At 62.4% G+C, this 21,579-nt stretch carries 21 protein-coding genes; 12 read left to right on the top strand and 9 right to left on the bottom strand.

Annotated elements, in window-relative coordinates; all coding sequences use genetic code 11:
• Complete coding sequence (locus O9320_01510; GenBank protein MCZ8309501.1) at nucleotides 1-750, bottom strand: SDR family oxidoreductase; 750 nt, start codon at nucleotides 748-750, stop codon at nucleotides 1-3.
• A 16-nt stretch (nucleotides 751-766) separates the two neighbouring features.
• On the bottom strand, nucleotides 767-1,795 hold the full coding sequence (locus O9320_01505) for a LacI family DNA-binding transcriptional regulator (GenBank protein MCZ8309500.1): 1,029 nt from the start codon (nucleotides 1,793-1,795) through the stop codon (nucleotides 767-769).
• An 84-nt stretch (nucleotides 1,796-1,879) separates the two neighbouring features.
• Between O9320_01505 and O9320_01500 the strand changes: the two genes are divergently transcribed.
• From O9320_01500 to O9320_01470, 7 genes are read left to right on the top strand one after another with little or no spacing between them, the layout of a single operon-like run.
• Nucleotides 1,880-3,091 (top strand): UxaA family hydrolase, encoded by a 1,212-nt coding sequence (locus O9320_01500; protein ID MCZ8309499.1) that lies wholly within the window; start codon nucleotides 1,880-1,882, stop codon nucleotides 3,089-3,091.
• A gap of 10 nt (nucleotides 3,092-3,101) precedes the next feature.
• Nucleotides 3,102-3,998 carry an NAD(P)-dependent oxidoreductase gene (locus tag O9320_01495; protein MCZ8309498.1) on the top strand — a complete coding sequence of 299 codons (897 nt, stop codon included), beginning with the start codon at nucleotides 3,102-3,104 and terminating at the stop codon, nucleotides 3,996-3,998.
• A complete protein-coding gene (locus O9320_01490) occupies nucleotides 3,995-4,297 on the top strand; it encodes a UxaA family hydrolase (protein ID MCZ8309497.1) in 303 nt (100 codons plus the stop codon). Before O9320_01495 ends, O9320_01490 begins: the two co-directional genes overlap by 4 nt.
• A complete protein-coding gene (locus O9320_01485; protein MCZ8309496.1) occupies nucleotides 4,294-5,316 on the top strand; it encodes an aldo/keto reductase in 1,023 nt (340 codons plus the stop codon). The genes O9320_01490 and O9320_01485 overlap by 4 nt, the downstream gene beginning before the upstream one ends.
• 30 nt (nucleotides 5,317-5,346) lie before the next feature.
• Nucleotides 5,347-6,663 carry a sugar ABC transporter substrate-binding protein gene (locus tag O9320_01480; GenBank protein MCZ8309495.1) on the top strand — a complete coding sequence of 439 codons (1,317 nt, stop codon included), beginning with the start codon at nucleotides 5,347-5,349 and terminating at the stop codon, nucleotides 6,661-6,663.
• Between the two features lie 28 nt (nucleotides 6,664-6,691).
• Nucleotides 6,692-7,600, top strand: coding sequence for a sugar ABC transporter permease (locus O9320_01475; protein ID MCZ8309494.1), 909 nt, complete (start codon nucleotides 6,692-6,694; stop codon nucleotides 7,598-7,600).
• Complete coding sequence (locus tag O9320_01470) at nucleotides 7,600-8,427, top strand: carbohydrate ABC transporter permease (GenBank protein ID MCZ8309493.1); 828 nt, start codon at nucleotides 7,600-7,602, stop codon at nucleotides 8,425-8,427. The genes O9320_01475 and O9320_01470 overlap by 1 nt, the downstream gene beginning before the upstream one ends.
• Here the strand turns inward: O9320_01470 and O9320_01465 are convergent.
• The 6 genes from O9320_01465 to O9320_01440 form a co-directional block, all read right to left on the bottom strand.
• On the bottom strand, nucleotides 8,417-9,901 hold the full coding sequence (locus O9320_01465) for a tripartite tricarboxylate transporter permease (protein ID MCZ8309492.1): 1,485 nt from the start codon (nucleotides 9,899-9,901) through the stop codon (nucleotides 8,417-8,419). The genes O9320_01470 and O9320_01465 overlap by 11 nt on opposite strands.
• On the bottom strand, nucleotides 9,898-10,404 hold the full coding sequence (locus O9320_01460; GenBank protein ID MCZ8309491.1) for a tripartite tricarboxylate transporter TctB family protein: 507 nt from the start codon (nucleotides 10,402-10,404) through the stop codon (nucleotides 9,898-9,900). Before O9320_01460 ends, O9320_01465 begins: the two co-directional genes overlap by 4 nt.
• A gap of 11 nt (nucleotides 10,405-10,415) precedes the next feature.
• Nucleotides 10,416-11,372: a tripartite tricarboxylate transporter substrate binding protein gene (locus O9320_01455; GenBank protein ID MCZ8309490.1), complete on the bottom strand. Its 957-nt coding sequence runs from the start codon at nucleotides 11,370-11,372 to the stop codon at nucleotides 10,416-10,418.
• Nucleotides 11,373-11,437: 65 nt separating this feature from the next.
• Nucleotides 11,438-12,910 (bottom strand): sulfatase-like hydrolase/transferase, encoded by a 1,473-nt coding sequence (locus tag O9320_01450; GenBank protein MCZ8309489.1) that lies wholly within the window; start codon nucleotides 12,908-12,910, stop codon nucleotides 11,438-11,440.
• Nucleotides 12,907-14,049, bottom strand: a complete 1,143-nt coding sequence (locus O9320_01445) for a mandelate racemase/muconate lactonizing enzyme family protein (protein ID MCZ8309488.1) — start codon at nucleotides 14,047-14,049, stop codon at nucleotides 12,907-12,909. Before O9320_01445 ends, O9320_01450 begins: the two co-directional genes overlap by 4 nt.
• On the bottom strand, nucleotides 14,046-14,711 hold the full coding sequence (locus O9320_01440) for a GntR family transcriptional regulator (GenBank protein MCZ8309487.1): 666 nt from the start codon (nucleotides 14,709-14,711) through the stop codon (nucleotides 14,046-14,048). The genes O9320_01445 and O9320_01440 overlap by 4 nt, the downstream gene beginning before the upstream one ends.
• 115 nt (nucleotides 14,712-14,826) lie before the next feature.
• Between O9320_01440 and rhmD the strand changes: the two genes are divergently transcribed.
• Nucleotides 14,827-16,011 carry an L-rhamnonate dehydratase gene (rhmD, locus tag O9320_01435; GenBank protein ID MCZ8309486.1) on the top strand — a complete coding sequence of 395 codons (1,185 nt, stop codon included), beginning with the start codon at nucleotides 14,827-14,829 and terminating at the stop codon, nucleotides 16,009-16,011.
• A gap of 27 nt (nucleotides 16,012-16,038) precedes the next feature.
• On the opposite strand, the gene O9320_01430 is transcribed toward rhmD, so the two are convergent.
• Entirely contained in the window at nucleotides 16,039-17,019 is a 981-nt protein-coding gene (locus O9320_01430; GenBank protein MCZ8309485.1) for a LysR family transcriptional regulator, read from the bottom strand.
• 145 nt (nucleotides 17,020-17,164) lie between these two features.
• Between O9320_01430 and O9320_01425 the strand changes: the two genes are divergently transcribed.
• Genes O9320_01425 through O9320_01410 form a run of 4 tightly spaced genes read left to right on the top strand, consistent with a single transcriptional unit; the run spans nucleotide 17,165 to nucleotide 21,543 of the window.
• On the top strand, nucleotides 17,165-17,671 hold the full coding sequence (locus tag O9320_01425) for a tripartite tricarboxylate transporter TctB family protein (protein ID MCZ8309484.1): 507 nt from the start codon (nucleotides 17,165-17,167) through the stop codon (nucleotides 17,669-17,671).
• A gap of 11 nt (nucleotides 17,672-17,682) precedes the next feature.
• A complete protein-coding gene (locus O9320_01420; protein ID MCZ8309483.1) occupies nucleotides 17,683-19,173 on the top strand; it encodes a tripartite tricarboxylate transporter permease in 1,491 nt (496 codons plus the stop codon).
• A 29-nt stretch (nucleotides 19,174-19,202) separates the two neighbouring features.
• A complete protein-coding gene (locus O9320_01415) occupies nucleotides 19,203-20,147 on the top strand; it encodes a tripartite tricarboxylate transporter substrate binding protein (GenBank protein ID MCZ8309482.1) in 945 nt (314 codons plus the stop codon).
• A 46-nt stretch (nucleotides 20,148-20,193) separates the two neighbouring features.
• Nucleotides 20,194-21,543: an extracellular solute-binding protein gene (locus O9320_01410; GenBank protein MCZ8309481.1), complete on the top strand. Its 1,350-nt coding sequence runs from the start codon at nucleotides 20,194-20,196 to the stop codon at nucleotides 21,541-21,543.
• The last annotated feature ends 36 nt before the right edge of the window (nucleotides 21,544-21,579 follow it).

The following is a 21,579-nucleotide window of genomic DNA, read 5'->3' as shown; positions in this document are numbered from 1 at the left end:
CTAGAAGAACCCGCCATTGACCGGGATGACGGCGCCGTTCACATAGGCAGCGTCGTCCGACAGCAGCCAAACAATGGTCGACGCAACGTCGGGGGCGACGCCCACGCGCCCGACGGGGATCAACGGCTGCAGGCGCGCGTTGCGGCCTTCATTGTCGAAGCTGTCGTTGAAATTTGTGTCGATAACGCCGGGCATCACGCCGTTCACACGAATGCCCTTGGGTCCCGACTGCTTGGCAAGGCCGAACGTGAACGTGCGGCGCGCTCCGTTGGTGGTGGCGTAGTGAATACGCGGGCCAATGCCGCCGCTGTCGGCCGACATCGACGACACGTTGACGATGGCCCCACCTCGGCCGCCGTTTTTGGTCGACATGCGTTTCACGGCCTCGCGCGCGCAAACAAAATACGCCACGACATTGACGTCCCACAGGCGCCGCATGGCGTTCGCGTCGAACGCCTCGATGTCGCTTTCGCCGCCGAGGAAACCCGCGTTGTTGACAAGCCCGCCGAGCGGTGCGAGTTCGCGATCGCAGCGCGCGAACATGGCGCCAAGTGCGCCTTCGTCGGCCGCATCGGCCTTGACGACGATGCCTTTGCCGCCTGTCGCTTCGACGGCGCGCAGCACGCCAAGCGCGTCTTCTTCGTGGCTGTTGCAATGGATGCAGACCTGCCAGCCTTGTTTGGCGGCCGCGATGGCGGTGGCGGCACCGATGCCGCGGCTTGCACCGGTTACGACTAGCGTTCTTGTCACTTTCCGTTCTCCCTTTTCAGGCGCTTTCGCGCGGCATAAGCACGAAGCCTAAGTCGAAAATGCTTTGCTGCGGACGATTGCCCGTGAGGCAGAGATGCATCAGCTGCGCCGACTTGCGCCCGATCTCGTAGCGCGGCGACCGCACCGTCGTCAGCGACGGAACGAGCTCGGATGCAATATCGAGGTCGTCGTAGCCGGCGATCGCGATATCGCCGGGCACGTCGATCGAGCGGCGCCGACATTCCAGCACGGCACCGGCTGCGATCACGTCTGTCGCGCAGAAAACGGCGCGCGGTGGTCGATCCAACGCCAGCAAGGCCCCGATGCCGGTACGTCCGCCCGCCATCGAGATCGGCACCTCGATCATGTATCGCGGGTCCGGTCGCACGCCCGCGCGCGCGAGGCATTTTTTGAAACCGTGGCGCCGGTCGCGCATGCGGTCGTTGTTGGTCGTGGAGCCGCCCAAAAAGCCAAGATTTGTTCCGTAGCGCGCCAGCAAATACTCGACCACGCTGCCGGCCGCCGCAAAGTTCGACAGGCCGACGGCAAGGTCGATGGGCGTTTGCGGCAAATTGCCGCCTTCGACGACCGGCACGCCCGCAGCCTTCAGAAGCTTTACGGTCTCGGGCGTGTGGCTGGTGCCCGTCAAGTAGATTGCATCGACGCGACGCGACAGGAAGCTGCGCACAAGAGCTTCCTCGTGTCGCGCCGAGTAGGTCGAAGTACCGACGATCAGTTGCTGTTCGTGCAAACCGAGTTCAGCCGTCATGCCTTGCATCACCTCGGCAATCAGTGAATTTGCCAAGGTCGGCACTATTGCGCCCACGATACCGGAGCGGCGCGAAACGAGGGCACGCGCGACAAGATCGGGCGTGTACTTGGTTTTGTGGAGCGATGCCGCAACGCGCTCGCGCGTGGTTTTGGCCACCTTGTCTGGGTCGCGCAGCACGCGGACGACCGTCATGGTCGAAACGCCCGCGTCGCGCGCCACGTCCGCCAGGCGCGGGCGCAATACGAACGGTCGGGCGGCTTGTTTGCGGGCCATGTATCGGAGACAGCCGTTCGGAAATGTTTTTCTTGCCTATTGATATGTATGCGCTAACATTGAGGAAATATCAAGAAACTTGTGGTGCGATGCAGTGCGCATCGGGCCGGTATGGGGGGCGCTTTGTCGGACGGCCTGTCGGCGACATTCATGGGATATCTGCGTGCCGACGGCAGTGTGGGCGTGCGTAACCATGTTCTAGTTGTCTCCATTCTGGGGCTCGTCAACCGCGTTGCCGCGCGCATTGCGGATTCTGTCGCAGGCACATTGCTGGTCGAAACGCCCTACGGGCGCGGGCAGTATGGCGCCGACAAAACCCTGCATCGCGCCGTACTGGGAGGGCTGTGTCTCAACCCCAATGTCGCGGCAGTCTTGATCGTTGGCGCCGACCGTCGCGCAGTCGACGATATCGCGGCCTTGGCCGCATCGGGCGGCAAGCCGGTGCGCATCGTCGCCCTCGACGACACCCACGAAGATTCGCTTGCGGCGAGTGCGGCGGGCATTCGCATTGCGGGCGAACTGGTGCATGCGGCCTCGCGTCTTCAGCGCACGCGCCAGCCTGCGTCGCGTCTCTTCTTGGGCGTCGAATGCGGCCACTCGGACGCAACATCGGGGCTCGTCGCGAATCCCGTTGCGGGCAGTTGTGTCGATCGGCTTGTCGATGCGGGCGGCACGGCTGTCGTCGGCGAGACGGTGGAATGGCTCGGCGCCGAGCATATTCTGGCGCGCCGCGCCGCGACGCCAATGGTCGCCGAGGCGATCGTTGCCGCCGTGCTTCGCCGCGAAGCCGAAGTCGCGGCAAGCGGTCAAAGCCTTACCGGCAACAATCCAGGCAGCGAAAACATTCGTGGCGGTTTGTCGTCGATCGAAGAGAAATCGCTTGGCGCCATTGCCAAGACGGGCGCGCGGCCAATTCGCGGTCTGTTGCAAGTGGCCGAGCGGCCGAGCGTACCGGGATTGCATCTGATGGACGGGCCGAGTTTTTCGCCCGAGTCGCTGACGGGCTTTGCGGCGTCGGGCGCGCAACTGATGCTATTCACGACGGGTGCGGGGAACAGTTTCTGCAGTGCGATCGCACCGACTGTGAAGATTACCGGTCGACCGCAGACGGCAAAGTTGCTGCCCGACCAGATCGACTTCGATGCAAGTGCTGCGTTTCTCGGGCGCGAGGATATCGGACCGCTCGGCGAGCGCTTGTTCGAAACGGTTCTGGCGGTTGCGTCAGGCGCTGCGACGTGGGGCGAAATCCACGGCGAGGGCGGGGAAGCATTCGTGCGCGTCGGCGCGTCGATGTAGGGAGGCGAAGATGGCAAATGTCGGTTTCATCGGCCTTGGAATCATGGGGGCGCCTATGGCGGCGAACCTGCTGAAGAAGGGGCACCGCGTCGGGGTTTTCGACATCGATGCGTCTGCTGTCGCGCGTTTGGTGGCACTTGGGGCGGCCGCGGCCGCGTCCCCTGCAGCACTTGCTGCTGAGAGTGCGTTCACGATCACTATGCTGCCCGACGCACCGGATGTTGAACGCGTCGCCCTCGGGCCGGATGGGATTTTGGCGGGCATCAAGCCCGGCTCCATGATGATCGACATGAGCACAAGTGCCCCGGAGACGACGCGCAAGATCGGTGCGGCCCTTGCGGCGAAAGGCTGCGCAATGGTCGACAGTCCGGTCGGCAAGACGGCCGACCACGCCGTGACCGGCACGCTGACTTTGATGGTGGGCGGAGCGCCGGAGGCGGTGACCCGCGCCCGCCCGATCCTCGACTGCATGGGCACGGACTTCTTTGCGTGCGGCGCGCTCGGCAACGGGCACGCGATGAAGGCGACGAACAATCTCCTGGCGACAACGCTGGTCGCCTTGAACGCCGAAATTCTGGCCGCCGGAATCAAGGCGGGCCTCACGCTAGAGACGATGACCAGCGTCATGCAAAAGACGATGGCGTGGAACAGCCAGCTGGCCGTGGCGTTTCCTTTGCGCCCGCTGAAGGGCGATTTCGCGCCGGGCTTCATGCTGCGCTTGGCGCACAAGGATTGCCGCATCGCAATGCAGATGATCGACGCGATGGGGCTCGACGCGCCGATCGGACGCGCGACTTTGGCGGCATGCCAAGAAGGGCTCGACAAGGGTTTCGGCGCCAACGATGTCGGCGTCTTCGTCAAGATGCGCGAAGAGAAGGCGGGCGTGAAGGTAAGGACCGCATCGTGAGTGCGGGCGCCACATGGTCGGCCGTTGCGATCCACCCTGGCGATAGCGTTGCGGTGGTCTTGCGCGATGTTGCTGCGGGAGAGCGTGTCGCCGTTCGGATCGACGGACGAATTCGCGAGGTCACGGCAATCGACGCGATCGCGCTCGGCCACAAGATAGCGACGGTCGCGATCGCCAAGGGTGCTTCGGTCCTGAAATACGGCGCGGCGATCGCGCTTGCCACAAGCGACATCGCCGAGGGCCAACACGTGCATGTCCACAACGTCGCGAGCAACCGTGCGAAGAAGGCCGTTCCATGAGCTTCGCTCCGAGTCAGCGGCGCACGATCGGTCGGACGGGGCTGGCGGTCTCGCAACTCGGCTTTGGCGCGGCACCGTTTGGAAACTTGCTGGCCGACGTGCCGGACCATGCGACGCGTGCGGCCGTCGATGCGGCGTTGGCGGCCGGGATCAACTATTTCGACACAGCACCCTTCTACGGGCACGGACTTTCCGAACATCGTTTGGGCGAAGCCTTGCGCGGCCACGCGCGCGAGCGCTACGTGGTGTCGACTAAGGTTGGCCGACTGTTGAAGCCGCAATTGCAGCATTCGCGGTCGGTGGGGCCATTTTCGACGACGCTGCCTTTCGATATCGTTTACGACTATTCCTACGACGGCGCGATGCGTTCGATCGAAGACAGCCTGCAACGTTTGGGGATGGCACGGATCGATATCGTCTATATCCACGACATGACGCCAAAATGGCAGGGCGACTTGCTCGCACAGCGCTACGTCGAGTCGATGACAGGCGCCTACAAAGCGCTGGCCGAACTGCGTGCAGCGGGCACCATTGGGGCCATCGGCGTCGGCATCAACGATGTCGGCATTCTCGAGCGTTACGCTACCGACGGCGATTTCGACTGTTTCATGCTGGCCGGCCGCTACACGCTGCTTGATACGAGTGCGCTTGGCGCTTTGCTGCCGATTTGCGTGCGCAAACGCATTTCGATCGTGCTCGCAGCACCCTATAATTCAGGAATCTTGGCTTCCGGGGCGGTACCCGGGGCGGTCTATTGGTATGCGCCCGCACCGCCGGACATCCTGGCGCGCGTTGGGCGCATTGAAACGCTGTGCAAGCAGCACGGCATTTCGCTGCAAGCCGCAGCGACGCAGTTCCCACTCGCCCATCCGGCGATTGCCAGTGTGGCTGCCGGATATCGCTCGCCAGCCGAAGTCGCGACGGCGCTGGCGGCCTGCAGCGCCACTATTCCTGCAGAATTCTGGAAAAAACTGCGTGCCGACGGACTTGTCGACATCGACGCGCCTTTGCCCAACTGAAATCCAAAAAAAACAACTCGGGAGGAAACCATGCACCAGAAAATCGCCCGCCGCAGTTTTGTCGTTGGTAGCGCTGCGGCCGCCGGAATTCTCGCCGCACCCGCCATTCGGGCGCAGACGCCGACGACGATCACGTTCCGCTTCAACGATCCCGAAGCGCCGCAGATGCGTGCCGCTCTCGACGAGTTCGAACGGGCCAATCCGACGATCAAGGTCAACATGCAGCGCATCAGCTGGGCCGACATGCAGGCCCAGTATTTGCGCGAAGCCGCGACCGGAACCGCGCCCGACGTCGTGCACATCTCCTTCGTCCAACCGCGCTCGTTTGGCGGCGGCGGGGCGTTGCGCGCCCTCGACGATCTGATCAAGCGCGACGGCGCGTCGCTCGGCGCCAAAGGTTGGGAAGATTTCTTCGCGCGCGATTTGGCCGAAGGTGCCGACGGAAAAATCTATGCCGTGCCGTGGACGACCGACACCTTCACGATGATGTACAACACCGAGATGTTCGCCCAGGCCGGCATCACTGCCTTTCCGACGAGTTGGGACGGGTTGCGCGCGGCGAGCCGCACGGTGGCGCAGCGCACGGGCAAAGCCGGCTGGGGCTTTCCGGCGGGGAGCTGCGCCACGCCGTCGATTTGGTTCTACATCAACTATTTCTTCTGGTCGAATGGACCGGGCTGGATCGACAAAGCCGCCGATGGAAAATACGTCATGGGCGTGACACCCGCTCAAGCGCAAGAAGCGCTCGAGTACTTCAAAAGCTATATTGACGAGGGCCACAATCCGCGCAGCAATATGTCGGTCTGTTTGTGGGGTGCTCCCGAACTCGTCGAAGCGATGCTGTCCGGCAACACGGCCATCGCCAGCGTCCCCGACACGGTCGCGATGGAAATTCTCGCCAAGTGGGAGCAGCGCAATCCCGGCAAAAAAGCACCCTTCGCGACCGCGCCGCATCCGGGCGGGCGCAACGGGTCGGTCACGAATTTCGGCGGTCGCATGTTGGGCATCAGCCCGAATGCCCGCAATGTCGAGCAGGCGTGGCGCTTGATCCGCTTCCTGGTTACGCCCGAGCCGACCTTCACGAAGCACTACACGAACTACACGCCCGCCCAGCGCTCGGCGCTGACGAGCCGCAACTGGGCGCCGGAACTGGCGGGGTATCCGCGCCAACTCGCCAATTCCCGCAGTTGGGGGCCCTACGCAACCGGACCCGTGCCAATCCCGTTCATGTGGAACGCGGTCGGGCGTGCGGCCGGGTCGGTTTTCATTGGCGAAAAAACCCCGGCGGTCGCGGCGGCCGAACTGCACGAGACGATCGCGCGCGAATTGGCGCGCACGCAACGCTGATCGGTTCGACGAAACGGAAGCGGGAACGATGCATACAACACCACGCGGCTTTCTCGTCTTTGCGTTGTTGCCCGCTTTCTTTTTTCTGGCGTGCTTCTATGTCTATCCGAGCGTCTTCAATATCCAAACGAGCCTGACCGATCTTGGAATATTCACATTGCGTCGTGGCGGCGACTGGATCGGCGTCGAGAACTACGTCGAACTGCTGACCAGTCCTGATTTTCGGCGCGTACTGTTCAACACGGTCGTCTGGCTCACACTTGCGGGCGTAACGGTCAGGATCGTGCTGGGGCTCGCGCTTGCGTTCTTGCTCAACAGCCGGACTTTGCGGAAATGGCGCCTGACAACGGCGGCCCGTCTGCTGCTCATCGTGCCCTGGGCAACGCCGCCGGTAGTCGCGATCATTGTGTGGCGCTGGATGCTCGATCCGCGTGTCGGGTCGATTAATGCCGCATTGACGGCGACGGGCGTCGTAGACCAGGCAATCCCGTTTCTGTCGGACGCAAACTGGGTGTGGCCAGCCATCCTGCTGATCATTACGTGGAACACGTTGCCGCTTGTTACGCTCACGTTCTTGGCGAGCCTGCAGTCGCTGTCGGCCGAGCTGGTCGAAGCGGCCGAGATCGACGGCGCGGGCCCGCTGCAATTGCTGCGTTACATCTATCTGCCGCATCTGAAGCCGGCCATCATCGTGATGGTCCTGATGTCGACCTTCTGGACCTTCAACAATTTCGTCTATGTGTGGCTGACGACTGGTGCGGGGCCAGGGCTTTACACGAACGTGATGGCGACCGAAATCTACATCAAGGGATTTATCGACGGGCGGCTCGGCTACAGCGCCGCGACAGGCGTCGTCATGGCGACGGTCATGACGCTTTTCGGGCTTGTCTATCTGCGCGTCATCGCAAAGCGCGAACTTGTCGAGGAGAGCAAGTGATGCGCCTGCGCGACGCCAAAAATTGGGCGGGAGAACTTGCCACGGTGGCCGCCACGGCCGCGATACTGGCTTTTCTTGTCTATCCCACATTCTGGGTGTTCGTCGCGTCGCTCAAGACACCTGAGACGATGTTTTCGGCGCGAAACTGGGATTGGACAATTGCCAACTATACGCGTTTGATGGATGCCGGATTTGGCCACAACATTTTCAACAGCCTTTTTCTTTGCACGACGGCCGTCGTGCTATCGACCGTCATTTCGGTCAATGCGGCTTATGCGTTCTCGCGACTGCGCTTTCGCGGGCGCGACACGCTGTTTGGCGCAATTCTGCTCGGCCAGACCTTTCCGTGGATCATTCTTGTGACGCCGATCTTTATTCTGTTCGCGCGCATGGGGCTTCTCAATAGTTGGATCAGCATGATTTTTGTCTATATCGCCGTATCTGTGCCGTTCTCGATCTATCTGCTGGTTGGATATCTGCGCTCGGTGCCGCGCAGCCTCGACGAGGCGGCAATCATGGACGGAGCGAGCTATGTCCAAGTCGTCTGGCGCGTGATTTTCCCGATCATGTTTCCAGGCATCGTGGCGACAGCGACCTACGCGTTTTTGCTGTGTTGGTCGGAGTATCTTTTTTCGGTCGCGATCCTGACTCGCGAAGAGATGAAGACAATGCCGCTCGCGCTCTACATCTATTTCGGCGAGAACGTAACCGATTGGGGCAACGTGATGGCGGGTGCCGCACTCACGACGCTACCGACGCTGCTCATGTTCTTGCCATTGCAGCGCTACATGGTCGCGGGCTTGGCAGCGGGATCTGTCAAGCAGTAGATCTGCGGCGCTGGCGCCATTCGCGCCAGATTGGCCACACGAAACACGCGACCGACACGAGCAGCAACAGCAGCGAAATCGGCCGCGTCACGAGCGGCCATAGCGACCCATCCGAGATCATGAGGGCCGAGCGCAGTTTGCCTTCGGCCAAGGGTGCAAGCACGAAGCCGATCACGAACGGGGCAAGCGGGAAGCGCGCGATCTCCATTGCAAGCCCCACAAGGCCGAACAGCAGCATGATCCAAACGTCGGAGATCTGGCCGTCCATGGCAAAAGCGCCGATCGCGCAGAAGACGATGATCAGCGGAAACAGAATCGCACGCGGAATCAGCATTAGGCGCGCGAAGACGAGCGTGCCAAGCGTCATCGTCGCGAACATCGCCAGATGCGCCACCAGATGCGTTGCCATGATCGTGTTGACGATTTCGGGATTGGTCGTGAACAGTAGAGGCCCCGGCCGTAGATTGTGCATCACCAACGCTGCGAGCAGAATCGCATCGGCAATGCCACCGGGAATTCCGAGCGCCAGCAGCGGAATGAGCGTGCCGCCCGTCGTGGCGTTGTTGGCGCTTTCGGCCGCGACGATTGCTTCCTCGCTGCCTTTGCCGAACTCTTCGGGCGTTTTCGACATGTTTTTGGCGACCGTGTAGGCGACGATCGACGAAACCGTTGCGCCCACACCCGGATGGATCCCGATCCACAACCCGATCAGCGACGAGCGCAGCATGTTCCAGCCGTGTGTTGTGTAGTCCTTCAATGCGATCAGCACGCCCTTCATGTTGGCACGGATATGGTCGGTTCCTTGGTTCACATGCATCGTATCGGCGACGAGCTGCGACATCGCAAACAGACCGATGACGACGGGCAGCAACTGAAACCCGTTGGTCATCGCGTCAAACCCGAAGGTCAGGCGCACAAGACCCGACGTCTGGTCGACGCCGGGAAGGGCGAGCAGCACGCCCAGCAGGGCCGAGATCATGCCCTTGAGGAACGAGCCGCGACTAAGCGACGAGACGAGCACGAGTGCTGTGAGGACCAGCGAGAAATTCTCCCACGGTCCGAGCTGCACGGCAAAATCTGCGATTGGCCGGGTCAGCATAACAAGAGCGATCCAGCCGACGATGCCGCCGACGATCGAAGCGGCATTGCCAAGACCCAACGCGCGTCCTGGAAAACCCTTTTTGGCGAGCGGGTAGCCGTCGAGCGTGGTCATGATCGCCGACGGCTCGCCTGGAATGCGCATTAGGGTCGCGGTCACAAGGCCGCCGGACACGCCGCCTACGAACATCGAGATCAGCAGAATGATCGCATCGACCGGCGCCATCGCATAGGTGAAGGGCAAGGTCAGCGCCATCAACATGCCGGCCGTAATGCCCGGCATGACGCCCACCGCAATGCCGACAGTTACGCCGATCATCATCAGCAGGAATGGCGCCGGCTCGATCAAATGCTGGAAGGCATCGAGCAACGTCATGGCAGGTTCACCTGCAGCACGTACTGGAACAGATAGACAGAAACCCCGGTACCGGCGATCGAGGCGGCCAGAACCCAAGCGGTTTCGCGACGCTTGAATCCGGCCATCGCTGCTCCCGATACGAACAGAAAGGTGAACGTCGCCCACATGAATGGCACTTGGAATTCAAGTGCCACCGTGTATGCCGCCGTCATCGCAAAGCAGAACGCAGCCAAGCCCGGCCGCAGCGCGTAATCGACGGACTCGTCGCTATCGAGCCCCAAGATCATCGCTTGCGTGGCTTGGCCCGTGCGCCAGCCGAGCACCGCGCGGCCTAGCAGCACGAGACCAAGCAAGCCTAGCAATGCCGACACCGCCATCGGGATCGAACCTGGCCCGAGCGGATCGTAGAAGGCGGGCGGTTCCCTGCTCGCGGCGACGTACATGATTGCTGCGATGGCGACGACGACGGCGCCGCCGACCGCGTCGAGTTTGCGTTCTTTTGCCGCTTGGCTATCGGGCACGGCCGGTCCGTCTAGCGCTGTTGGGGCGGTGTTGCGAGTTTGGCGACCGGTTCGATCATTTGGTAGATATCGACGAGGTGCTTGGCGAAGGCAGCGCCGCGCAGGAACTGACCGGTCTGGGCTTGCTTATTGAAGAAGTCTTTCATCTCGGGCGTTGCCGTAGCGCGTTCGAGCGCGTTGGCCATCCCTTCGATCGCGGCAGCGGGCGTCCCTTTGGGTGCGAACCAGAAGTTTTCGGCGCAATAGTCGAATCCAAGGCCAAGCTCGCGCGTCGTCTGGATGTCGGGCTCGAGAGCCAGTCGCGCGGGGCCGGTATAGCCCAGTGCCCGCACGCCGTTGGCTTTGTAGGTCTGGTATTCCGAACTCGACAGGATCGTCATTTGTGTGTGGCCACCCATAATGGCCGCGAAGTTTTCGCCGCCGCCGCCGATCTGCGCGTAGCGGAATTTGGCGCCCGGAAAACCCTGCTCCAAGAACAGGCCGCCCATATGGTTGAGTGCGCCGATATTGACGCCCGCAACGAGCGTGTTCGGCCGTTCTTTGGCCGCCGTCAGCAACTCCGTGAGCGTGCGGTAAGGCGCGTCCGCGCGCACGATCGGATGGAAGCAGAAGCCGCCGGTCAGTGCCACCGGTTCGAAGTTGCGGTAGGAAATGCCGCGACTGGGATCGACGATCTCGCCCGAGAGCAGCGCCAAATGGATGGCGAGGAACGTGTAGCCGTCGGGTGCCGCCGTCATGACTTGGCGCGCGCCGACCGAGAAATGGCCGCCGACATTCTGAATGACGACCGGCTGTGCGACGATCTTCTTCTCGTCGATCACCTTTTGCATCGTGCGCGCGAGAATGTCCGTCGTCCCGCCGGGGCCGAACGGCACGATCACGCGAATCGGTTTCTCGGGCCATTGGGCCAGCGCGGGCGTCGCGGCAAAAAACATGGCGACCAAGGCTGCAGCGAGTTTTCTGACCATTTTCATTCCTCCCTTTTGTCTTTTTTCGGCTCCAAGCATGACACGTCAGCGGCTTTTGTCACGTGTCATGGCGGCGATGCGTCGAGGCGATTTTGGTCGGCACGCATCTCCCAGCGATACTGGTCGCCGGGTGCAGTCTTTTGTGCCCATGTACCGATCAGGTCTTTGTCGGCGCGTCGACGGCGCATGCGCCGCTCGATCTCGTCCGGATCCCAATCGGCCAGCAGGCGCGTTGTCAATTCGGCGCGGGTCTCGGCATAGGTTGGGTCGGCGGCGCAATCGCGGTATTCGTCGGGGTCTGCAACAAGATCGAAGAGCTGCGGCGCGTAGCCGTGATAATAGACAAGCTTCCAGCGCCCGCGGCGGATCATGCGCTGGCGCACGGCTTGGCCACCGGTCCAGGCGGGCACTGCATCGGTGCAGTATTCTGAGAAGGTCTGATCGTCCCAAGAAGCAGTCGCATTGCGCGCGACGCCAAGGAAACTTCGGCCCGATGCATTGGGCAAGGCGGGCGCACTCAACGCATCGAGCATGGTCGCGCTGACGTCGGTCAGATTAACGATCTGTTTGCGTCGCTCGCCAGCGGCCAGTCGCCCGGGCCAGCGCAAGATCAATGGTACAGCGACGGACTCTTCATAGAATGTATGTTTCCACCACAGGCCGCGCTCGCCCAGCTGGTCGCCATGGTCGGAGCTGTAGACGACAAGGGTGTTGCGGGCGAGGCCGGTTGCTTCGAGCTTGTCGAGGATCTGTCCGATCATTGCATCGAGGCGCGTGACGAGCGCGAAGTAGGCGCGCCGCGCGCGCCGCGTCTCTTCCGCCGTCGCGTCCGCGATGCCGCGATCGCGCCGCCACCACGCAAGCCACGGGTGCTCTTCGTCGGGAACCCGCAGGCGCGGCAAGCCGACGCTCGTTTCGAACCGTGCATAGTCTTCGGGCCGTGCCACATAGGGCGGATGCGGCAAGATGAAACCGACGCTGAGGCAAAACGGCTCAGCCCCGCCCGCAAACCGGTCAAGCGCCGAACACGCCGCCTGCGTCGCGTCGATGTCTTTGACTTCGTAGGCACTCTGCCCAATGCCGGAGGCCGTGAGGCTCGCCCGGTACGGATCGTTGGCGTTCGCAAGTACACCCAGATTGTGGCGCTTGATGCCGGCCCAGTTGGGGCTGTGGTCGCCGATCTCGCGTGCGGCGTAGCCATGCATCTGGTCGGGTCCCATCGCGTGCAACCGGCCGACAAGTATCGGGCGATAGTCGGCGGCAGCTACCGCATGCAGCCATGTTGCGCGATCGGAGGCAAGAAAATCGTCGTTGGTCCAGCAATCTTGCTGGCTCGGATAGCAGCCGGTCAGCATCGACATGCGGCTCGGCACGCAAATCGGCGAGGGGCAGTAGGCGTTGTCGAAAACCAGGCCGCCTGCCGCCAGACGATCGAGATGGGGCGTTGCAACGACCGTATTGCCGTAGCAACCCGTCACGTGGCGCGCATGCTGGTCGGAAAACAAAAACAGCAGGTTCGGGCGATTCGGATCGTTCATCCGGCCGTCTCCCGTTCGTGCGCTCCGCGTGTGGTCGATCCGATATCTGTCAACGCGGCCTGGTCGAGTCCCACCCCCAAACCCTCCGTGCCCGGCAGGCGACTTGCGCCATTGATCGGGCGCGGCAGGTCGCCAGTCGCAATGTCGAAAAACGCCGGTGTTTCGTCATACTGGTGTTCGAGCGTCGAAAATCCGGCGAGTGTTGCGCCCAGATGCAGACTATACGCGTGCGAAATCGGCCCGCTCGGATTGTGGGGCGCTATCGCGACACCGTGACGTGCGGCGTAATTGGATAGGCGCGCCATCTCGGCAAGTCCGCCCGCATATTTGACGTCGGGCATGAGCACGTCGTAGAGCCCGCGTTCGATATAGGGCATGAAGCCGGCCAATGCGGTTTCGGTTTCGCAGCCCGCCAGTAAAATGCCGCGCGCATTGGCTTTCTTTCGCAACCGGCCGAGTGCCGCGAAGTTTTCTGGGCGTTCGGGCAGCGGACATTCGAACCAGCCAATGCCGATCTCAGCGAGGGCGTCGAGCGCATTGACGGCGTTGGCCTCGTCGAAACGCCAATGGCAATCGACATAGAGCGCGCGCGCGGGCCCGATCGCGTCGCGCACAGCCCTTGCGCAGGCAAGCCCGTGCTCGGCGCCAGAAGCGCTGCCGGGCGCAACGCCATCGAACGGTGCGATCTTGAACGTGCCGAACCCGTCCGCCATCGCTTTCTGCGCACTTGCAGCGAACCCGTCGGGCGTGCGCGTGCGCGTCCGACGATTGATATTGGCGTAGAGCGGCACTTGGCTGCGCGGGTTTGCGCCAAGCATCACGTGCAACGCCGTGCCGGCATGCTGGCCGTCGAGATCCCATAAGGCTTGATCGACGGCGCTGACGATCGCGGCGGTCGCTCGGTCGGACACGGTCGCGCCAAACTCGATCAACAAATTGCGCCGGGAATCGGCCGCGGTTCCGCGCAAAGCAGGTTCGAGCTTTGCATGGGCCGCCGCAAGCTGCGACTCTTGCCCCGCGAGCGTCGCCTCGCCCCAGCCCACGGCGCCTGCACTGTCTGCGACGCGCAAAAACACCCATACCGTCTTGTCGCTGGCGCGAAATCCAAGCAGTTCGATGGTGGTGATCGTTCGTGTCATGCGGCCTTGGTCGATTTGGCGCTGGCTTCGAAACGGCGAAGCATTTCTTGCTTGGCTTTGACGGCATGGGCACTTGCCAGCATCACCGCCCCCTCGGCATCGCGCGCGCGCAACGCGACGAGCAACTGGCGATGGTCCGAGATGACACCCGCCGCACGGTCTGTGCCGTAGCCGTGGCGGCCCCACAGAGCGATGATCAGGTTCCAGTGCACTTCGAGTACGCGGATCGCTTCGACATTGCCGGCCGCCTCGTTGATGACGGCGTGGAACGCCTGATTCGCCGCAAGTACGGCTGTGAAATCCTTGCGTGCGGCACTCGCTTCGAGCTTTTCTTCGATGGCGGCCATGCGTGCGATCTGCACAACGGTGATGCGCTCGGCAGCGCGCCGCGCCAGCATGCCCTCCAGCGCCACGCGAAGGTCGAAAATGTCGCGGATGAATTCGATGTCGATGCTGCGCACGCGCGCGCCCCGATTGGGTTCGACCGTGACGAGCCCCTCGCCCTGCAGTTGGCGCAGCGCTTCGCGGATCGGCATGTGGCTAGTTGCGTAGCGCGCGGCTAGATCGTCGATCTTTAGCCGACCGCCGAAGGCAAATAGTCCCGCCAGAATGTCTTTGCGCAACTGCGCACACACCGACCCTGCTGCGATCGCAACCGACATCAACGCCCCCGAGATTGATCAAGAAATGTCAATCATTTGAATTTTTCCCCGTGATTATGTTAGTCGATACACAAGAAGAGTCAATCTTTGATCAAAAATTCAGGGAGATCTGCGCATGGCCATGCCGACCATCAAGCATATTCGCGCTTTCACGGTGCGTGGCGGCGGGGCCGACTATCACGACCAAAGCCGCGACCATTGGATCGACGACCATATCGCCACGCCGATGGCGAGATACCCCGAGTACCGACAGAGCCGTCAGTCGTTCGGCATCAACGTGCTCGGCACGCTGGTCGTCGAGATCGAGGCAAGCGACGGTACTGTTGGCTTCGCGGTCACTACGGCCGGCGAGATCGGTGCCTTCATCGTGGAGAAGCACCTCGCGCGCTTCGTTGAAGGGCGCTGCGTGACCGAGATCGAAAAAATCTGGGACCAGATGTATTTCGCGACGCAGTTCTACGGTCGCAAGGGCGTCGTGCTCAACACGATCTCGGGCGTCGATCTGGCGCTGTGGGACTTGCTGGCCAAGATCCGCGGCGAGCCGGTCCATGCCTTGCTGGGCGGACCGGTGCGCGATGAGTTTACCTTCTACGCGACGACCGCCCGCCCCGACCTCGCCAAGGAGATGGGGTTCGTGGGCGGCAAAATGCCGCTGCAGCACGGTCCGGCTGAAGGCGAAGCCGGCCTGCGCAAAAACGTCGAGAAACTGGCGGCGATGCGCGCGCGCGTGGGCGACGAATTTTGGCTGATGTTCGATTGCTGGATGGCACTGGATTTGAACTATGCCATGCGCCTTGCGCACGCGTGCGCGCCTTACGGCCTCAAATGGATCGAGGAGTGCCTGTCGCCCGACGACTATTGGGGCTACGCGGAGCTGCGCCGCAACGTGCCGCGCGGCATGCTGGTGACGACGGGCGAGCACGAGGCCACGCGCTGGGGCTTCCGGCTGCTGCTGGAAATGGGCTGTTGCGACATCATCCAGCCCGACGTCAACTGGTGCGGCGGCATGACCGAACTCGTCAAGATTTCGGCGCTTGCCGATGCGCACGGCGCACTTGTGGTGCCGCACGGCTCGAGCGTCTACAGCTACCATTTCGTCGCGACGCGCACGAACAGTCCGTTCGCCGAGTTTCTGATGATGGCGCCGCAGGCGGACCGGATTGTGCCGATGTTTTCGCCGTTGCTGCTCGACGAACCCGTACCGGTCGGAGGCCGCATGAAAGTCTCGGCGCTCGACAAGCCGGGTTTCGGCGTGCGTCTCAATCCCGCGTGCGCGCTGCATCGCCCCTATCCGCGCTAACCCAACTTCCGGCCGGGGCAGCCTTCGTCACACAAGTCCGTGCCGGTCGGCGGTCTTGGCGCTTGCGCTGCGCGTGACCTTGAGCGCGGTCGTCTTGTGGTTTGTCGGAAACTGCTCCGCGCACGCCCTGCGCAATTCCGCGATCAGGCGCCGGCACGCGGGTGACAGCACGCCTTTGGCGCGCAAGGTAAGGCCGACAGGCCGATGCCAGTCCAGCCAGTCGATGCCAGCCGGGATGGCGCCCGCACACTCGCGGCCCGGCGCCATCGTCACCGACGGCAGGTAGCCAAGAAAGTCGGTCTCGAGAATCATTGCGCGCATGAAGGCGAGCGAATTCGTTTCGATCGCCAGATTGGGCACCGCCAGCCCGTGCGATTTGAGCGCTATTTCCAGATGCTGGCGCGTGACGATTGTGCTTGCGGGCAGGATCCAGCGGAACTGCTCGAGCGTCTTTCGCGACGCATTGGGCTTTTCGAGGAGTGGATGTCCGGGCCGACATGCGACGACGACGGTATCGATGAACAGGGTTTCCTGCACCAGATCCGAATTGTCGGGCTGATCGACCAGATTGGAAATGACGGCGTCGATCTCGCCCGCCCGCAGCCATTCGAATAGCCTGTCGTGCAGCCCGCCGACGACGGTGATTTTGAGCGCGTTGCGGCTCTTGATCAGGCGCGCGGTCGCGACGGGCAGAACGCTCGCGATCACGCTGGGCGCCGAACCGATCGCGATGCGACCCTCGCGCCCGTCGCGAATGGCGCCGACCGCGCGCTCGGCCTCGTTCACTTCGAGCGCTATCGCGCGCGCATGCTGCGCGAACTCCCGTCCGAACTCGGTCGCCAGCATGCCGCGCGGCGTGCGTTCGAACAGTTTGACACCAAGATATGCTTCGAGCCGCCGGAGGCTTTTGCTGAGGGCGGGCTGTGAAATGCCGAGCGTCTTTGCCGCCGCTGCCAGGCTGCGCTGTTCGATGACGGCCACGACATGGCGCATCTGCTGAAGCTGCATCGACATTCCCTATGGTTATGGATTTGGGACCAGATGGGCGTTGTGCGGTTCTGACTGCTATGCGAGGGTTTTGCAAGAACTGAGATCGAGCCGCAAAGCGGCCGATCGAACGGGGAGGGGCAACAATGCAGCGCCGCGCGCTTCGATGAGCGATCCGTCCGCGACAGAGGAACCGAAATCCGCGCGTGCCGACGCGCTGTTCGCGCTGGCAATGATGGCGGTAGCTCTGATGACCATGTGGGGCGTGCGCAACCAGCCGCGCGCACCGTACGATCCGGTTGGTGCGGCGGCGGTGCCGTTTTGGACGGCGGTATCGGTGCTGGTGCTGGCGAGCGCGTTGCTCGTGCGCGTACTGCTGAAGCATTCGACGCGCGGCGCTGCAATGTCGCTGTTCACGATGTCCGAAGCGATCGACGACAGCTATGCGGTCGTTCCGCGCTTTTCGGTCTATGCCGTGGTCCTGTCGTTTTTGTATGTGGCGCTGATCCCGCTGGCCGGCTTTGCGGCGGCCTCGGTGCTCTTTATGTTGGTCTTCGGTGCGGCGCTTTGCGATCGCACGCCGCGATCGCTTGCCGTCGTGGCCGTGGTCGCTCTGCTCGGTAGCGTCGGACTCGACTATGGCTTCCGCGCCCTCCTGATCGACTTACCCTAGGAGCCGCGGATATGGATCTTGTCCAGGGTTTCTTGCATCTGGTGAGCGGCGGGCCGCTGTTGCTTCTGCTTGTCGGGACGTTTCTGGGGATCGTCGTGGGGGCTCTGCCAGGGCTGACGGGTGGAGCGTTGCTCGCGCTGTCCTTGCCGTTCACTTACCGCATGAGCAGCGTCGATGGCGTCATCTTGATGACCTCGATGTATGTCGGCGGCATTTCCGGCGGGCTCATTACCGCAACGTTGATGCGCATTCCGGGCGAACCCGCTTCGGTCGTTACCACGCTCGACGGATTTCCGATGGCGCGCGGCGGCAGGCCCGGCCGCGCCTTGGGGCTCGGAATTTCAGCGTCGCTAATCGGCGGGGTGCTGTCGTGGGTGGCCCTCGTGACACTGGCGCCGGCGATGGCGCGGCTCGCCTTGGTGTTCGGGCCGTTCGAGAATTTTGCGCTGGTCTTCATGGCGCTCGTGCTGATCGCAGCATTGAGCCAGGGCTCGGTCGTCAAGGGATTGCTGTCGGGCCTGTTTGGCATGCTCGTTTCGTATCCGGGCATCGACGAAACCTCGGGCCAAATGCGTCTGACGTTCGGATACGAAGAAATGGTCGGCGGGTTTAGTTACCTTGCGGTCATCCTGGGCGCATTTGCGATCAGCCAGGTCCTTGCCGATGCGATGCACGCGCGCCAAAAGTTTGAACGGCTCGACCCCAGCGTTAAGGGGATTTTTCTGTCGCCCAAGGACTATCTGGGACAGGCCTTCAATATCGCGCGGTCGGCGGTCATCGGCGTCTGGATCGGGATATTGCCGGGCGTGGGCGCCAGCATCAGTTCGATCGTGGCCTATTCGACCGCCAAGAACATGTCGAAGACGCCCGAAAAATTCGGCACCGGATTCGAAGACGGCATCGTGGCCTCGGAAACGGCCAACAATGCCAATACGGGCGGCGCGCTCATTCCGATGATCACGCTCGGGATTCCCGGCAGCCCGGCGGCGTCGATCCTGCTGGCGGGGTTGCTCATGCACAACGTGCAGCCGGGGCCGACGCTGTTCACGAATTCGCCCGAAGTCGTCAGCGCTTTGATGGCAACGCATCTCGCGGCGCACATTGTGATGTTCGTCATGATGGTTGCCGGCTGCATGATGATCGCGCGCCTTATGTACGTGCAGCGCGCGTTCGTGCTTCCGATCATCATCGTCTTGTGCGTGATCGGGGCGCTCGCCGAAAACGGCCGCATGTTCGATGTCTGGACAATGATCGGCTTCGGCGTGGTCGGATTTCTGCTCGAGCTGGCGGCCGTACCGTTGGGGCCGTTCGTGATCGGCCTGATACTGGCGCCGCTGGCCGAAACGCAGTTGCGCGCCGGGCTGATGGGATCGAACGGCTCACTGATGCCGCTGGTCGAACGACCGGTGGCACTCCTCTTTCTCTTTGTCTCGGTTCTGATGTTTGCATGGCCGCTCTGGCGCGACTATCGGCGCAAGCGGCAAGCACCAATGCCCGCCTGACGCCCAATCAACGAAACGGGAGAAAACGCATGAAGCGCAGAGACTTTGTTGCCGGAACGCTGGCCGTATCGCTGGCCGTCCCCGCCTTGGCACAAACTTATCCCGACAAACCTGTCCGCATCGTCGTGCCCAATCCACCCGGCGGCAGTGCTGACTACATCGCGCGCTTCTTTCAAGCACCTTTACAGAGGGCATTGGGCCAGCCGCTGGCGGTCTCGAACGTCGTTGGCGGCGGCACATCGATCGGCAATCGCCAAGTCCGGGATGCGGCCCCTGACGGCCACACGGTGCTTGCAATCCACCAGGCGTTGCTGACGGCGGCGACGCTCAAGGTGATGGATTTCGGCCCCGAAGCCTTTGCCCAAGTCGCCCAAGTCGCGACCGAATACGTGACAGTGGTGGTCAACAGCAAGGCGCCCTACCAGACGCTGCCGGCTTTTCTGGCTGCAGCGAAGGCGGGCGATCTCAAGGCCGGCGTGCAGATCGGCGCGATCAACCATTTTCTTTTTCTCTCTCTCGGTGACGCGACGGGCACGAAGTTCCGCTACGTCAACACGGGCGGCGGCGGCCCGACGCGAACGGCCCTTGCGGGCGGACATGTCGATTGCGCGTTTCTTACGGTCAACGAGGCCAAGCCGCTGGTTGATTCGGGCGATCTGAAGATCGTCGCGATCTTTGCTCCTCAGCGTTTGGCGAGCTGGCCCAACCTTGCGACCGCGCGCGAGCAGGGCACAGACCTACTGCTCAACTTGAATTACTGGTGGTGGATGCCGAAAGCGACGCCGCGCGCACGCGTCGATCGCTTTGCGGATGCTCTGCGCACCGCAATGAACGATCCTGAGGTTGTGCAAAAATACGCCGAGTTCAACATGAGTGCGGTCTTCCTCAAAGGTGCCGAACTCGAAGCTGAAATCGCGCGCCAATACGAGGCGATGAAGAAACTTGCTGAACGCAATAACGTGACGGCGACCTGACTTACGCTGCCGATCCGAAAAAGTAAAAACAATGGGGAGAAATCAAATGTCGCAAGGACCCAATCGCCGCGAAATGCTTGTCGGGGCCGGTGCTGCCGTTTCCGCGCTGGCCTGGACGCCGGGTGCACGCGCGCAAGCTGCACGTCGCGCACCTTTCACTATCGTCATCAACAACTCGCCTTGGTTCGACGGGTTTCGTGGTGCCGTCGAGGCCTATGAAAAAGAATCGGGCAATAAGGTCAATCTCGACGTCAATCCGTTCGGCGGCAGCCTCGAAAAACAGCGTGCTTCGGTGCGGGCGCGCGACGGCCAGTTCGATTTGCTGATCATGAACGGCCTCTACTACCAGGAAATGTACCATGGCGGCTTCTTGACGCCGATCAACGACATCGATCCGGCCTTCCGCCTCGATCCGCAGATGATCCGCTACGACAATACGGTCTACTGGAACGCAGCCGCCAAATCGCACGACCCGAACGGCAAGCTCATGTCGGTGCCGGTCAACGGCAATATTCCGCTGCTGCTGTATCGCGCCGACCTCTACGAGGAACACAAATTGAAGGTTCCCGAAACCTGGGACCAGCTGCTCGAAAACGCTAAGAAACTGCACAATCCGCCGCGCATCTACGGCATCGTGCAGCGCGGTGCACGCGGTGCGCCCAACGACGTTTCCTACGACTGGTGGCCCTATCTCTACAGCCATGGCGGCAGTCTGTTCCGCGACGAGCCCAAGGGCGACTACACCATCACCATCAACAGCCCGCAGGCCAAAGAAGCGCTCGATTTCTACATTCGCATGGCCAAGGAAGCGGGCCATCCGCAGACCGGCGGCCTTGCGCAAGCGCAGATCATCCAGAACCTCGCCACGGGTCGCGCGGCACACGCCATGCTAGTGATCGCCGCTTGGTCGCAGTTGGACGATCCGACCAAGTCGGCAGTCGTGGGCAAACTCAACGCTGCCCGCGTGCCGGGTTCGGCCAACGGCAAGCCCGCTCCGGTTTTGGGCCATTGGCTCGCCGGCATCCCCAAGAACGTGCCGCGCCCGCGCCAGGAAGCGGCCTTGGCGTTCCTCAACTGGTTCCAGACCCGCGATGCGCAGCTCAAATACATGGCGGCGGGGGCTCCGCCCGTGCGCCAGGACGTGCTCTCGGACGCCGGACTGATGCGCGAGCCCAAGAATCGCTGGATGGGAGCGATGGCGCAAAGCTCGGAGTTCGTGAAGCTGATGTGGAGCGTGCCCGAGGGCGCGCAAATCGGCGACGTTCTCGAACTGCGCTTGAACCAAGCCGTGATCGGCGAGCTGACGACGACGCGCGCTCTCAACGCGATCGCCGAGGAGTCGCACGCGATTATGGAGCGGGCCGGATATCGTACCGGCAAGATCGCGGCTTTGTAGAAAAGGGGCGTTCCAAGTTCGGCCCGCAAGCTTGCC

It is taken from the genome of Magnetospirillum sp. (assembly GCA_027532905.1).
GTDB lineage: Bacteria > Pseudomonadota > Alphaproteobacteria > CACIAM-22H2 > CACIAM-22H2 > Tagaea.
The sequence above is the reverse complement of the archived record's forward strand: the minus strand, read 5'-3'. Positions and strand labels throughout refer to the sequence as shown.